Source organism: Ruegeria sp. YTSA135, from assembly GCF_059610165.1.
On sequence record NZ_JBXWNC010000001.1, the window covers coordinates 70,851 to 84,965 of the forward strand.

Below are 14,115 nucleotides of genomic sequence, written 5' to 3' on the forward strand. Positions count from 1 at the left end.
AGGAAAAATTGCAGCAGTCTTTTGTAGTACCGCATACAGAACACTGAAAAGTCCTCCAAGAACAGATAAGTCGAATTCTATGCTTAAAAGAATCAGGGATCAGGTTCAGATCTCTACCCCACTTTTTCCCAGCTTTACTTGGGTGTTCCAGCGCCCGCCCGCGTTCGTCCCCGTTCAACATTGTATCGGCGGCTAATCCTACGAAGCCAATTAAGACCTTAATAGATCATTGTTTTTCTCGAAGAACAGATATGAGAAGTGGTCGGGGCGGCAGGATTCGAACCTACGACCCCCTGTACCCAAAACAGGTGCGCTACCAGACTGCGCCACGCCCCGGACCGTGCGCCTTCCTAACGATACCGTTCGGATTTGAAAAGCCCTAACAGGGCCAAATTGCAGGTCCTTGTGAAAAAATTTTGTGCTGCATCTGCGTACCCGGTGTGATCCGGTACTGCTCGGCGAGCCCGGCGTTGATTTCGAGAACCGCAAACACCGAATCGCCACCCTCGATCGGCGTTTCGTCGCCCGGAATCGCGTTGTGGTGCACATGAACAACTGTGCCGTTGCGACTCAGGAAAATGATATCCAGTGGAATCAGAGTATTTTTCATCCAGAATACGACTGGTTGCGGCGGGTCGAACACGAACAGCATGCCAGCCCGCTGCGCCAGCGACTCACGGAACATCAAGCCACGCGCCCTCTCCTGCGGGCTTATTGCCAGTTCCACGTTGAAGGTAATCTGAGCCTTATCGTTTCGCAGGCTGACGCGGTCATCCACACATGCAGCAAGAACCTCACCGGTCCATAGCATCAGGATACTTGCAAGAACCGTAAAAATTCTGGCCATCAGGATTTATTCGTCCAACGCCGCTTCCCAGGCCAATACCTGAGCAGCCATACGTCCGCGTTTGCCACTGATAACGCGCATAGCAAGCGCCTCACCGGGTTGCAGATCGGCCAAACCAGACCTGCGCAGAACTTCGATATGCAGAAACACATCCTCGCCGCGGCCAAAAACATTGGCGAAACCAAAGCCTTTGCCCTTGTCGAACCATTTTACCCGTGCAGCTTCTAACGGTGCTTCGGCGATCACGACCGGATCAAGCTCAGCAAAATCCGCAAGCATCATTGAGTCGGTCCGCGCAGGCGGATCAACGCTGATAACTTCTACAGCCTGAACACCGCGATCCGTGCGATGCGTCATAATCTCGATCCCGGCACCATCCGCGACCGAGCTTTGACCGAAATTGCGCAATACATTTACGTGCAACAGGATATCCGGGCCACCTTCGTCCGACACAACAAACCCGTATCCCTTAGCGGGATCGAACCATTTCACGTGTCCACGAACGCGGTACATATTGTTCAGGTCTTCTGGCACGGTTTTCCTAACGCGAATGTCAACTGCTCGTTAAGGGTCCGATGTGTATGAAATTGTCGCGCAAATTCAAGTTGAAAAAAACCTTTAGTTCCTGCGTGTTGCATTTCACGATACGCGAACGTCATGGATTTAACCTTTGCACTTCCCATTCCGAGCCTGCCTGATCCCGGCGCCATTGGAACCGGTCGTGCAGACGGAACGCACCATCGGCCCAGAACTCGATCTCTGTCGGCACCAACCTGTATCCACCCCAAAATGGTGGTCGCGGTGGGTTAGGTCCCAATTTCGCGGTCACCTTTGCAACCTCTGCCATCAAAGCAGACCGACTGCTGAGAGGCTGGGACTGCTTTGACGCCCACGCCCCCAAACGGCTTTTCAACGAACGAGAGGCATAATACTCATCTGCCTGCGGCCCGGTTTCACGTGTTATTGTACCACGAACACGGATTTGACGCCGCAATGATTTCCAATGCATCACAAAAGCCGCTTTTCCCGCCGAATCCAGCTCGGCCGCCTTGGCGCTTTCGTAATTGGTGTAGAAAACAAAAGCGTCGGATTCGATTTCTTTCAGCAGAACCATGCGTGCATTGGGCAGGCCATCGCTATCCACGGTCGCCAGCGCAATTGCGTTGGGATCATTCGGTTCAGTGTCCTGAGCTTCTGCCAGCCACCGTCCCGCAATTGCAAAAGGATCAGTGCCAGCGAAAATGCCGTCACGCTCTGTCATTTCCATCCCCCGGAAACTTTTAAGTTACACCCTAGGGCGAGAACCCGCTGCGAGCAAGAGTTCACGGCCTTGATGGAACGCACCCAATGGCATAAACCAACGCAACAAATCGCGACGACAGGCGGAGAACCACACATGTCAAATCAGTTGATGGCCGGCAAACGCGGCCTCATCATGGGACTGGCCAATGATAAATCGATCGCATGGGGGATTGCGCGCGCTCTATCGGATGCCGGGGCCGAATTGGCCTTTTCCTATCAGGGCGATGCGCTAAAAAAGCGGGTCGATCCATTGGCAGCACAGCTTGGCAGTGAAATCGTTCTGCCCTGTGATGTCAGTGATGAGGCGTCAATTGATGCCTTGTTCACCTCGCTCGAAGATAAGTGGGGCAAACTGGACTTTGTTGTTCACGCGATCGGCTTTTCCGACAAGAACGAGCTTCGTGGCCGTTATGTCGATACCAGCCGGGCAAACTTCAAGCTGACCATGGACATATCTGTCTATTCCTTCACGGCCGTGATGCAACGCGCCGAGAAGATGATGTCAGAAGGAAGCAGCGCGATTACGCTTACCTATTACGGCGCCGAACAGGTTATGCCGCATTATAACGTAATGGGTGTTGCAAAGGCAGCATTGGAAGCATCGGTCAAATATCTGGCCGAGGATCTGGGCAAGGACGGTATCCGCGTCAACTCAATCTCGGCCGGTCCGATCAAGACTCTGGCCGCCAGTGGCATAGGCGACTTCCGCTACATTATGAAATGGAACGAGTATAACTCGCCCCTGCGCCGCAACGTGACCATCAATGATGTCGGCAGATCGGCGCTTTACCTCTTGTCTGATCTCAGCAGCGGCGTGACCGGCGAGAACCTGCACGTGGATTCGGGATATCACATCGTCGGCATGAAAGCCGTCGACGCCCCTGACGTTGAAAAGGGTTAAGCCATGAGCGCCAAGGACCGTCTGCCCCACGAAAAGGGCTTTCACATAAGTTGGGACCAAATTCATCGCGACTCGCGCGCGTTGGCGTGGCGTCTGGACGGGCAAGGCCCAGATGATGGTGCCTGGCGTGCCGTAGTTGCGATCACACGCGGCGGTATGGCGCCTGCGATGATTGTCAGCCGTGAACTGGATATTCGTACCGTTGATACGATCAGTGTGCGCTCGTACCATCATCAGGCACAAGGCGAGGCTGAGGTGCTCAAGGCTCCGGACGCCGAACTTATGGGCAATGGCGAAGGCATTTTGATCATCGACGATCTGGTCGATAGTGGCAAAACCCTCGAGCTCGTGCGCGCGATGTACCCCAAGGCGCATTTTGCGACTGTTTACGCCAAACCCAAAGGTCGCCCGATGGTGAACACGTTCATCACCGAGGTCAGCCAGGACACCTGGATCTTTTTCCCTTGGGATATGGCCCTGCAATATGTTGAGCCGTATCGCGGCACCGACTGATCCTGTGCAGAACAACAAGGACCGCGCATGAGCCTGACACGCACTGCTGCTACGTTTGCCCCTCCGGTGATGGAGGCGCGGCGATGGTTGGAAGGTGTAGTTTTTCCTGAAGACCGCCCTTTAATCAATGTCAGTCAGGCAGCGCCAGTAGATCCGCCGCCCTTGGCTATGCGTCAGGCAATGGCCGAATTCGCTGTAACCGAAGACCGCGCACATCTTTACGGGCCGGTTCTTGGAAACCCCGAACTGCGGACCGAACTGGCAGCGCAAATAGGTCGGCACTACGGGGCCAACGTGGCCACGGATCACGTAGCTATCACATCAGGATGCAATCAAGCCTTTGCCGCCGTTATCACCGCGATTACGGATCAGGGGGATGAGGTTATTCTGCCAACACCATGGTATTTCAATCACAAAATGTGGTTGGATATGGCAGGCGTTAGCGCCATCGATCTTCAAACTGGGGACGATTTGCTTCCCGATGCAGAAGTCGCACGCGCGCTGATCACCGACAAGACTCGCGCCATCGTTTTAGTGACGCCCAACAACCCGGGCGGGGTTGAGTATCCCAGCGATTTGGTCCGCGAGTTTTATGACCTCGCGCGCGAAGCTGGCATTCGTCTTATATTGGATGAGACCTACCGCGATTTCGACAGCCGCAGTGGCCCGCCCCACGATTTGTTCAGTCAACCCGGGTGGGAAGACACGCTGGTCCACCTCTATTCTTTTTCCAAGGCCTATCGACTGACCGGCCATCGGGTTGGTGCAATTGCCAGCGGAGAAAGCCTATTGAGGGAGGTTGAAAAATTCCTCGACACAGTCGCGATCTGCCCAAGCCAGATCGGCCAATTCTCGGCCCTTTGGGGTATACAGAACCTGTCGCAGTGGGTCGCGCAGGAGCGTGACGAAATCCTCGACCGTCGCGCCGCGATTCAAGAGCATCTACCACGTTTGACAGAGAAGGGCTGGCGCTTGTTAGGTTTGGGTGCCTATTTCGCCTATTTTGAACATCCCTTTGACATCCCATCGGACACGCTGGCGCGACGTCTGGTCCCCGAGGCCGGCATTCTTTTACTGCCCGGGACCATGTTCATGCCCGACGGCGACCCGGCTGGAAAACGTCAGGTTCGCATAGCGTTTGCCAATCTCGACCGGTCGGGAATCGCGCAATTGTTCGAACGGCTGCAAGCGCTGTCCTTCTAAGCTTGCCCCTCAGCGGTGCGCGTCGTATTCAGGGCGGCAACCGACAGGGCAGATCCTTGCCACAGAACAAGAGGGCACCATGGCCGCAGGCATGAAAAACCTATCGAAAACCTTCGTCTGGATACTGATGGGCCTGCTGTTTGTGGGCCTTGCAGGATTTGGCGCAACCAACCTGACAGGAACGGTGCGCTCTGTTGCGCAGGTAGGAAACGAGGATATCTCGGTCAACGAATACGTGCGTGAACTTCAGCGCGAAATCCGTGCTGTAGAACAACAAACTGGACAACCCTTGCAAATGTCGCAGGCGCATGAAATCGGTTTGGACCGATTGGCCTTGTCCCGCCTGACCGCACTGGCCGCGCTGGACAATGAGGTTGGCGAGCTTGGCATCTCCATCGGCGACGAAAACCTGCAAGAGGAAATCCTCGCAATCCCCGCTTTTCAAGGTGTAAACGGCAGCTTTGACCGTGAAGCCTATCAATTTCAACTTGAACAGGTTGGAATGACGGATTCCGAGTTCGAGTCGGATTTACGCAAAGAGTCCTCGCGTACGATCGTCCAAAACGCGGTGGTTAGCGGGGTCGAAATGCCTGCTGTCGTGACGCAGGTGCTAACCGACTATATCGCCGCGCGTCGCAGTTTTACCGTTGCTACGGTGTTGCCAGATGCTCTGGAGACGCCCGTTACTGCACCGACGGATGAACAGATTCAGGCCTATTACGATGAAAACCAGGATCAGTTTACCCTGCCCCGCACAAAACAACTGACCTATGCGATCTTGTCCCCCGACATGCTGCTGGACAGCGTCGAGGTCGATGAAGAGATGGTGCGCAGACTCTACGATCAGCGCGCGTCCGAGTTCTTTCAGCCCGAACGTCGTCTGGTCGAACGCCTGACATATCCGAATGAAGAAGCGGCAGAGCATGCGATGGCCCAACTTGAAGTTGGCGGAACGACATTTGAAAACCTCGTGCGTGATCGACAGTTGGAACTTAGCGATATCGACCTTGGCGATGTCACCCGGGAAGATCTGGGCGAAGCTGCCGATGCCGTTTTTGCCGCTGATCTTGACACCGTGGTAGGCCCGTTGCCCTCGACCTTTGGCCCCGCGTTGTTCCGCGTCAACGGCGCGCTGGCCGAAAACAGCACACCGTTCGAAGAGGCAGCCCCTGCCCTGCGCGAGGAACTGGCCGCAGATCGCGCCCGCCGTCAGATTGAGGCGCAGGCAGAAGGTATCAATGACCTGCTTGCTGGTGGCGCAACCTTGGAAGAGGTGGTTCAGGAAACCGACATGGAGTTGGGTCAAATGGACTGGACCCGTCAGAGCGATGATGGCGTCGCGGCGTATGACGGGTTTCGTACGGCTGCAGAAGCGGTGAACGAAGGCGACTTTCCCGAAGTCGGCTTCCTTGAAGATGGCTCAATCTTCGCCCTGCGTCTGAACGAGGTTTTGCCCCAACGCCCCGAACCACTGGAAAGCGCACGCGACCGTGTCGCTGCGGCGTGGACTTTGACTGAGACCAACAAAGCACTGGAATATAAGGCAAAATCGGTCCTTGAAGCATTGAAAGAGGACGGGGATTTCAATGTCACTGGCCTGCCTTTCCGCGTAGAGAATGCGCTGACCCGCACTGCCTTTCTGGACGATGTCCCGGCAGATTTCATGACCCAGGTCTTCGAGATGGAAGTGGGCGAGATGCGCGTCATACCCGGTGCGGGTTCGGCCTTTGTCGTCCGCCTTGATGAAACGCTGCCGCCTGCGGAAACCGACGAATTGCGCCAGGCCCAATCCGCGCTAGAGGCGCAGATGAACCAAGCGTTGGCCCAGAACATCTTCGACGCGTTCGTGCGGGACGCACAGGCCCGCGCCCGGCCAGTCATTGACCAGCAGGCTTTGAACGCCGTTCAGTCGAGCTATTAAAAGAGACCGAAAATGGCCCTGACCCCCGAGTTCGACAGATTCGCCCGCGCCTATGAAGCTGGCGAAAACCAGATCGTATACACCCGCTTGGCGGCCGATCTGGATACGCCGGTGTCACTGATGCTCAAACTGACCGGAGCACAGAAAGACGCATTTATGCTGGAATCGGTGACTGGTGGCGAGGTTCGTGGCCGCTATTCGATCATCGGTATGAAGCCGGACCTGATCTGGCGGTGTCGGGGGGACACATCCGAATTGAACCGCTCGGCCCGGTTCGACGCCGACGCGTTTGTACCTCAGGATGGCAACCCGATGGACAACCTGCGCGCACTGCTCGCAGAAAACCGGATTGAACTGCCCGACGACCTGCCGCAAGCCGCGGCAGGGCTGTTTGGATACCTAGGCTATGACATGGTGCGGTTGGTGGAATACCTACCCGACGTGAATCCCGACCCGTTAGGCCTGCCTGATGCCATCATGCTGCGCCCATCCGTGGTTGCGGTTCTGGACGGCGTAAAAGGAGAGGTCACCGTTGTCTCACCCGCGTGGGTTGCTGAGGGGCAATCAGCCAAAGCCGCTTACGCGCAGGCCGCCGAGCGTGTTATGGACGCCGTGCGCGATCTGGAGCGCGCAATGCCCGCTGAGACGCGTGATTTAGGCGATGCGTCTGAGATTGCGCCGCCAGTATCGAATTTCACGAAATCCGGTTATATGGAGGCGGTCGAAAAGGCCAAGGACTACATCCGCGCGGGCGATATTTTTCAGGTCGTCCCCGCGCAGCGCTGGACGCAGGATTTCCCGCTGCCGCCCTTCACCCTCTATCGTTCGCTGCGACGCACGAACCCTTCGCCCTTTATGTTCTATTTCAATTTCGGTGGCTTTCAGGTTGTCGGTGCCAGCCCCGAGATTCTGGTGCGTGTCTTCGGCAATCAGGTCACGATCCGGCCAATTGCGGGCACCCGTCCACGTGGCGCAACTCCCGAGGAAGACAAGGCCAATGAGGTCGACCTTCTGGCCGACAAGAAAGAGCTGGCAGAGCATCTGATGTTGCTGGACCTTGGCCGCAACGATACCGGTCGTGTGGCCAAAATCGGCACGGTGCGTCCGACCGAAGAGTTCATCATTGAGCGCTACAGCCACGTAATGCACATTGTTTCAAACGTGGTCGGAGAGTTGGCCGAAGACAAAGACGCGCTGGATGCGTTTTTTGCCGGGATGCCCGCGGGCACCGTCTCGGGTGCGCCGAAAGTGCGCGCGATGGAGATCATCGACGAACTGGAGCCCGAAAAACGTGGCGTCTATGGCGGCGGTGTGGGCTACTTCAGCGCTGGGGGCGACATGGATATGTGCATCGCGCTGCGGACTGCAATCGTAAAGGATCATAAGCTGTATATTCAGGCCGGCGGCGGTGTCGTCTATGATAGCGACCCCGAGGCCGAGTATATGGAGACGGTCCACAAGTCGAATGCCATAAGGCGCGCGGCAGCCGATGCAGCCCGGTTCATGGGCTCTGGGAATTCATGATAAACGGCTGGCCTTTCAGGTGAGCCGTTTACCATTTCTCTTTACTGAATCCCTTTCATCATCACCGCCGAAATCGGTGCCATCGCAACGCGGCCGCCCCGATCTTCGAGTCCCCACAACAATAGGGCCGAGATCGTTTCGGGACGCACGCGCCCCAGCATTACAACAGTTCCTTCCTGACCAGCCCGGAAAGCGGCCTGATCCAGAAACCGGCGCATGAGTTTGGAATCCTGACGCGCACCATCTATGTCACGAAAGATCACACTTGAAGGTACACCGTTCCGCGCGGCCAGCTTTTGCACGGTGTTCAAACCATTATCCTGCGTGATCAGACCCCGCCCTGTCCCGGCAGCAATCGCGGCAACCTGATCGGCCAGTTTGCGGTTGCCTTGAATACCCGATTTGACACCTTCGAGAATGCCAACCGTTTCGGGTAACGTATCAAGCCAAACACCCAGTGACACCTCGGCATCCTGCGCGCTGGCGGCTTCGGGTAGATCGACCAAGGCCAGCACCTCGAACCCTGCCTCGCGATGACGGGCCATTTTCTCGGCGGCCTCCGGGTCAGACGGGCTGACAGCAAAGCTGAGCGGATACGGGAAATCGCGCAAGGCTTCGGCCCCATACGCCCCTTCATCGTCGATCAGGATGATGGACATAAGCGGCTTGTCGTCGGGATTTTCAAATTCGGCGGCGAAGACCTCAATCGGCTTTCTTGGTGCAAGTGTATCCGAAGTCGTAGAGCTTACCGGTGTGACATCGTCGCGCTCAGTTAGTGGCAGAACGCGCTTTCCGACCGTGGGAACCGAGGACGATTCATCGGTTCCGCCGATTTGTGGAACCGAAGCAATTCGGGGCAAATCGCGCGGAGCGGTATCCTCGTCGCCCTCGACGGCAATCGGGCTATCGACAAATGGGTTCACGTCCTCTTCTGGCTTGTCGACAGCCGCGACATCGGGTTCGGGTTGCGGTTCAACATCAGACGCTTCAGGCTGGGGCTGCGGTTCAACTTCAGCGGTTTTTGGGTCAGTCTGCGGTTCAACCTCGGCGACTTTTGGTTCGGGTTTGGCTTCCGTTTCAGTAACCTCAGGCTCTGCTGACTGCTCGGGCGTGGCTACTTCAGCGTTGGGTTGCGACTCGGCATTTGTGGTCTCTGGCTCAACCTCAGCAATCGGCGCAGGCTGCGGTTCGGGGACGACGAGCGACACTTCGGGCAAAGCTTCTGCGCTTGGCGATGCTTGCGCAAGCGGCGGCGCCTGCGGCGCAACCGGCACCTCGGTCGCCACGGAAACGGCTGTCGAGCTTGGAATGCTAGGCGCGTCAACCTGCTTGGCCGCTTCTTTCAACTCGGGCTGCGCTTCCGGTTCAAGCTCGACATCCGACAATTCGGCCAACGTATCCGTCTCATCGTCAATAGCTTTGGGTGTGGTCGGGGCCAAGTCCAGTACATCGGCGTCACTCACAGCGTCGGTGGCATCTGCAACCGTTTCGGGGACTTCTACCGCCTCAGGAGCCGGAGCCGTCACCGCCACGTCCGGTTCGTTCGTTAGGGGCGCGTTCAAAGACAACACCGCCCCCAGCGCAAGTACAACGATCGTTCCCACGATCATCCCGCCCACAAATCCGCCCATAACAATTGCCTCTCGTCCTGGCCTTGCTTAAATACACACTCGCCGTCTACTGCAGCAGTTACTTTCGGCAACAGCAAGAACAGGATGTCCCCTTGACGCTGCCGCGCAAGCCTGAGCATGTATGTCCCGACATTATACCTTGGCGCGGGGCTGCATCGCCAGTCCGAAATGCCCAATCCGAGACAAGTGCCCAAATGCTGCTGCTGATCGACAACTACGACTCGTTTACCTACAACCTCGTCCACTATATAGGCGAACTTGGTGCCGAAATGGTCATTCGGCGAAACGATGCCCTGGATGTTCAGGAAGCAATGGCCATGAATCCGGCGGGCATCCTGCTGAGTCCCGGGCCTTGCGACCCTGATCAGGCCGGAATTTGCCTGGCCTTGACCGAGGCCGCGGCCGAGACAAAGACGCCTTTGCTAGGTGTGTGCTTGGGGCATCAGACAATCGGACAGGCCTTTGGAGGAGATGTCATCCGGTGTCATGAGATTGTGCACGGTAAGATGGGGACCATGCACCATACGGGTAAAGGTTTGTTCGCTGGTCTGCCTTCGCCTTTCGAGGCGACGCGTTATCACTCGCTGGTCGTCGATCCGAAAACCTTGCCCGACTGTCTTGAGGTAACGGCCAAGTTGGAAGATGGCACGATAATGGGCCTGCAGCACCAAGACCTGCCGATCCATGGTGTTCAGTTCCACCCGGAATCCATCGCCTCCGAGCATGGTCATGCCCTGCTCAAGAATTTCTTGTCCGAGATGAAAGTTCCTGCATGAGCGACGCTCTGAAACCGTTGATCGGGGCCGCTGTTGATCGGCCGTTGACCCGCGCTGAGGCTGAACAGGCCTTTGGTATTCTATTCGAAGGCCAGGCGACGCCCAGCCAAATTGGCGGCCTTCTTATGACCATGCGAACCCGTGGCGAGACAGTCGAGGAATATGCCGCCGCCGCCGCCGTGATGCGCGCAAAATGCCACGCGGTCAAAGCCCCGACCGGTGCGATGGACATCGTTGGTACCGGCGGTGATGGCAAGGGTACGCTAAACATCTCGACCGCGACCGCCTTTGTTGTCGCGGGTGCCGGTGTGCCCGTTGCCAAACACGGTAACCGCAATCTCAGCTCGAAATCCGGGGCCGCGGACGCTTTGGGACAGTTGGGAATCAACGTTATGGTCGGCCCGAAAGTTGTTGAAAAAGCACTGGAAGACGTTGGCATCGGCTTTATGATGGCGCCAATGCATCATCCGGCCATTGCCCATGTGATGCCGACCCGGCAGGAGCTTGGAACCCGCACCATTTTCAATATTCTCGGCCCGTTGACAAACCCGGCCGGTGTCAAACGCCAGTTGACCGGTGCTTTCAGCCGCGAGCTGATCCGCCCAATGGCCGAAACGCTGGGGTTGCTGGGCGCGGAACATGCTTGGCTGGTTCACGGGTCGGACGGTACGGATGAGTTGACCATAACTGGCGTAAGCTGGGTCGCGTCTCTCGAAGATGGCGGAGTGAAAGAGGTCGAATTGCACCCCGAAGACGCGGGATTGCCGGTCCACCCGTTCGAAGACATCCTTGGTGGATCACCTGAAGAAAACGCAGTTGCTTTCCGCGCGCTGCTGGATGGAAAGCCCTCGGCCTATAGAGACGCTGTGTTGCTGAATTCGGCGGCTGCGTTGGTGGTGGCAGACGCAGTCTCAGATTTGCGTGAAGGCGTTGCAATGGCCATCGAAAGCATCGATAGCGGAAAAGCAAAAGAAAAAATCGCCGCACTGGCCCGATTGACGCAGGAGGCCGCATGACCGAGACGGTACTGGACAGAATAAAAGCCTATAAACTTGAGGAAATCGCTTCAGATAAAGCTGATAAGTCGCTGGAAGAACTGGAAAGTGAGGCCCACAGCGCCCCGGAAGTTCGTGGTTTTACCGATGCCTTACAGGCGTCTGCACGCAGCGGTTATGGCCTGATTGCCGAGGTTAAGAAAGCGAGCCCCTCCAAAGGACTGATCCGTCCGGACTTTGACCCGCCCGCGCTTGCCAAAGCCTATGAAGAAGGTGGGGCAACTTGCTTGTCCGTGCTGACCGATTCACCCAGTTTCCAAGGTGCAAAACACTATCTGACTGCAGCCCGCGAAGCGACGTCGTTGCCAGCATTACGCAAGGATTTTATGTATGACCCCTATCAGGTGGTTGAGGCGCGGGCTTTGGGTGCGGATTGCATTCTGATCATCATGGCCTCGGTCGAAGATAGCCAGGCCGCTGAACTGGAACAGACCGCATTTGATTGGGGTATGGATGTTCTGATTGAAGTTCATGACGAAGCTGAACTTGAACGTGCAACTCAACTGAAAAGTTCACTAATCGGGATAAACAATAGGAATCTCAAGACTTTCGAAACCACTCTTGATACGACGCGCCGGCTATCTAAACTGGTTCCCGCTGATCGTATAATCGTTTGCGAAAGCGGGCTGAGCACACCCGAAGATCTGGCCGATATTGCCAGATACGGCGCGCGGTGTTTCCTGATTGGGGAAAGCCTTATGCGGCAGGATGATGTTGCTGGCGCGACGCGGAGCCTGCTTACCAACCCGTTGATCCCCGGAGTGATGTGATGCCCCTGACCCATTTTGACGCTCAGGGCCAGGCTCATATGGTCGATGTCTCGGGAAAGGACGTGACAGACAGGGTGGCGGTTGCGGCTGCTTACATTAAGATGATGACGGAAACCTTTGATTTAATATCAGAAGGCCGGGCAAAAAAGGGTGACGTGTTGGGCGTAGCACGTCTTGCTGGCATCATGGGTGCGAAAAAGACACCGGATCTGATCCCGCTGTGTCATCCTCTGCCGGTCACGAAAGTGTCCGTCAATCTGACGCTAGACCCTGATTTGCCGGGCGTTCAGATTCGGGCGACCGTAAAAACTTCGGGCCAGACCGGAGTGGAGATGGAGGCCCTTACCGCGGCCTCAACCGCTGCACTGACCGTGTATGATATGACCAAGGCGGTTGATAAGTCGATGGAAATTGGCGGCATTCGTGTTCTTCTAAAAGATGGCGGAAAATCAGGACGTTACGAGGCGAAATGATTTCTGTTGAAGAAGCGCGGGCACTGCTGTTTGATCTTGTCCCACCACTCCCATCCGAGCATATCCTACTTGCAGAAGCATCCGGTCGTGTTCTTTCTGAGGATATGACGGCGACGCGCGATCAGCCGCCTTTTGCTGCGTCTTCAATGGATGGCTATGCACTGAAATCGACTGAGGCCGAGCTGCACGCCATGTTTGAAGTTATCGGCGAATCCGCCGCCGGGCGTCGGTTCGACGGCGTGGTTGGTCCGGGTCAGGCGGTGCGTATATTTACTGGCGCCCCAGTGCCTGAAGGTGCGGATTTTGTTGTTGTTCAAGAAGATACAGAACGGCGTGAAAGTCTTATTACGATCACAGAAGACCCTGGTGCAAAAACGAATATCCGGCCTGCAGGTATAGATTTTACCCAAGGCACAAAAATTGCCGCCCCGCGTGTTTTGCGCCCCGAAGACATTGCATTGATGGCCGCAATGAACCTTCCTACTGTGCCGGTGACACGAAAACCCGTAGTTGCGTTGATCTCAACCGGAGACGAACTGGTGATGCCCGGCGAAACGCCCGGCCCCGACCAGATCATCGCTTCGAACACCTTTGGACTGAAGGCACTGTTGGAAAACGCGGGTGCGCATGTTCGAATTCTTCCAATCGCCCACGATACGGTTGCGTCGCTTGAGACAGCTTTTGGGCTGGCCGACGGGGCCGATCTGGTCGTCACAATTGGCGGTGCTTCTGTTGGGGAATATGATCTGGTTGCCGAAGTATCACAGACCCTGGGGATGGAGCGGTCTTTCTACAAAATCCGCATGCGCCCCGGTAAGCCCCTGATGGCCGGGCGGTTGGGGAACACCGCCATGGTTGGGTTACCCGGAAATCCTGTGAGTGCAATGGTTTGCGGCTATCTCTTCTTGCTTCCGATGCTGCGCCGTATGCTGGGGATCGAACAGGTTCTCACCCCATTTCAAAGTGCCCGGCTGGCCGAGCCCATCAGTAAGAATGGCCCACGTGAGCACTACATGCGCGCTGTTCTTGGGGCTGATGGTATACGTGCTTGCGCAGATCAGGACAGTTCGCTGCTTAGCGTTCTGGCCCAAGCCAACGCGCTGTTGGTACGCGAACCACATGACCCTGCGCGCCGAGCTGGTGATGAGGTCCGGTACCTACCTCTATAGGTCCCGCTCAAATCCGTTGACACAAAACGT

The 14,115-nt window shown here is 56.5% G+C and carries 14 protein-coding genes and 1 tRNA gene; 10 read left to right on the top strand and 5 right to left on the bottom strand.

Annotated features, from left to right (window positions below):
• Nucleotides 1-259 precede the first annotated feature (259 nt).
• From AC2FIT_RS00325 to pdxH, 4 genes are all read right to left on the bottom strand, one after another.
• Nucleotides 260-336 (bottom strand) — tRNA-Pro (locus AC2FIT_RS00325).
• Between the two features lie 43 nt (nt 337-379).
• Nucleotides 380-847 (bottom strand): DUF192 domain-containing protein, encoded by a 468-nt coding sequence (locus tag AC2FIT_RS00330; protein WP_496825589.1) that lies wholly within the window; start codon nt 845-847, stop codon nt 380-382.
• Between the two features lie 6 nt (nt 848-853).
• Nucleotides 854-1,360: a cold-shock protein gene (locus AC2FIT_RS00335; RefSeq protein WP_263618898.1), complete on the bottom strand. Its 507-nt coding sequence runs from the start codon at nt 1,358-1,360 to the stop codon at nt 854-856.
• A 142-nt stretch (nt 1,361-1,502) separates the two neighbouring features.
• Nucleotides 1,503-2,108: a pyridoxamine 5'-phosphate oxidase gene (gene pdxH, locus AC2FIT_RS00340; RefSeq protein WP_224889056.1), complete on the bottom strand. Its 606-nt coding sequence runs from the start codon at nt 2,106-2,108 to the stop codon at nt 1,503-1,505.
• Between the two features lie 135 nt (nt 2,109-2,243).
• On the opposite strand from pdxH, the gene fabI reads away from it, so the two are divergent.
• The 5 genes from fabI to trpE all read left to right on the top strand — a co-directional run bounded on the left by fabI (nt 2,244) and on the right by trpE (nt 8,211).
• On the top strand, nt 2,244-3,050 hold the full coding sequence (gene fabI / locus AC2FIT_RS00345) for an enoyl-ACP reductase FabI (RefSeq protein ID WP_496825592.1): 807 nt from the start codon (nt 2,244-2,246) through the stop codon (nt 3,048-3,050).
• Nucleotides 3,051-3,053: 3 nt separating this feature from the next.
• The gene (gpt, locus tag AC2FIT_RS00350) at nt 3,054-3,563 is read left to right on the top strand and encodes a xanthine phosphoribosyltransferase (RefSeq protein WP_496825594.1); all 510 of its coding nucleotides are present in this window, start codon (nt 3,054-3,056) and stop codon (nt 3,561-3,563) included.
• Nucleotides 3,564-3,590: 27 nt separating this feature from the next.
• A complete protein-coding gene (locus AC2FIT_RS00355; RefSeq protein ID WP_496825596.1) occupies nt 3,591-4,766 on the top strand; it encodes an aminotransferase in 1,176 nt (391 codons plus the stop codon).
• A 79-nt stretch (nt 4,767-4,845) separates the two neighbouring features.
• The gene (locus tag AC2FIT_RS00360) at nt 4,846-6,687 is read left to right on the top strand and encodes a peptidyl-prolyl cis-trans isomerase (protein WP_496825598.1); all 1,842 of its coding nucleotides are present in this window, start codon (nt 4,846-4,848) and stop codon (nt 6,685-6,687) included.
• Between the two features lie 12 nt (nt 6,688-6,699).
• The gene (gene trpE / locus AC2FIT_RS00365; protein ID WP_496825600.1) at nt 6,700-8,211 is read left to right on the top strand and encodes an anthranilate synthase component I; all 1,512 of its coding nucleotides are present in this window, start codon (nt 6,700-6,702) and stop codon (nt 8,209-8,211) included.
• A 41-nt stretch (nt 8,212-8,252) separates the two neighbouring features.
• Here trpE and AC2FIT_RS00370 read toward each other — a convergent pair whose 3' ends face one another.
• Nucleotides 8,253-9,842: a divergent polysaccharide deacetylase family protein gene (locus AC2FIT_RS00370; RefSeq protein WP_496825602.1), complete on the bottom strand. Its 1,590-nt coding sequence runs from the start codon at nt 9,840-9,842 to the stop codon at nt 8,253-8,255.
• 194 nt (nt 9,843-10,036) lie between these two features.
• Here AC2FIT_RS00370 and AC2FIT_RS00375 point away from each other — a divergent pair, with 194 nt between their 5' ends.
• Genes AC2FIT_RS00375 through AC2FIT_RS00395 form a run of 5 tightly spaced genes read left to right on the top strand, consistent with a single transcriptional unit; the run spans nt 10,037 to nt 14,085 of the window.
• On the top strand, nt 10,037-10,618 hold the full coding sequence (locus AC2FIT_RS00375; protein ID WP_496826466.1) for an anthranilate synthase component II: 582 nt from the start codon (nt 10,037-10,039) through the stop codon (nt 10,616-10,618).
• The gene (gene trpD / locus AC2FIT_RS00380) at nt 10,615-11,634 is read left to right on the top strand and encodes an anthranilate phosphoribosyltransferase (RefSeq protein WP_496825604.1); all 1,020 of its coding nucleotides are present in this window, start codon (nt 10,615-10,617) and stop codon (nt 11,632-11,634) included. Before AC2FIT_RS00375 ends, trpD begins: the two co-directional genes overlap by 4 nt.
• Nucleotides 11,631-12,443, top strand: coding sequence for an indole-3-glycerol phosphate synthase TrpC (trpC, locus tag AC2FIT_RS00385; protein ID WP_496825606.1), 813 nt, complete (start codon nt 11,631-11,633; stop codon nt 12,441-12,443). The genes trpD and trpC overlap by 4 nt, the downstream gene beginning before the upstream one ends.
• A complete protein-coding gene (gene moaC / locus AC2FIT_RS00390; protein WP_496825608.1) occupies nt 12,443-12,916 on the top strand; it encodes a cyclic pyranopterin monophosphate synthase MoaC in 474 nt (157 codons plus the stop codon). Before trpC ends, moaC begins: the two co-directional genes overlap by 1 nt.
• Nucleotides 12,913-14,085, top strand: coding sequence for a molybdopterin molybdotransferase MoeA (locus AC2FIT_RS00395; RefSeq protein WP_496825610.1), 1,173 nt, complete (start codon nt 12,913-12,915; stop codon nt 14,083-14,085). The genes moaC and AC2FIT_RS00395 overlap by 4 nt, the downstream gene beginning before the upstream one ends.
• Nucleotides 14,086-14,115: the final 30 nt, after the last annotated feature.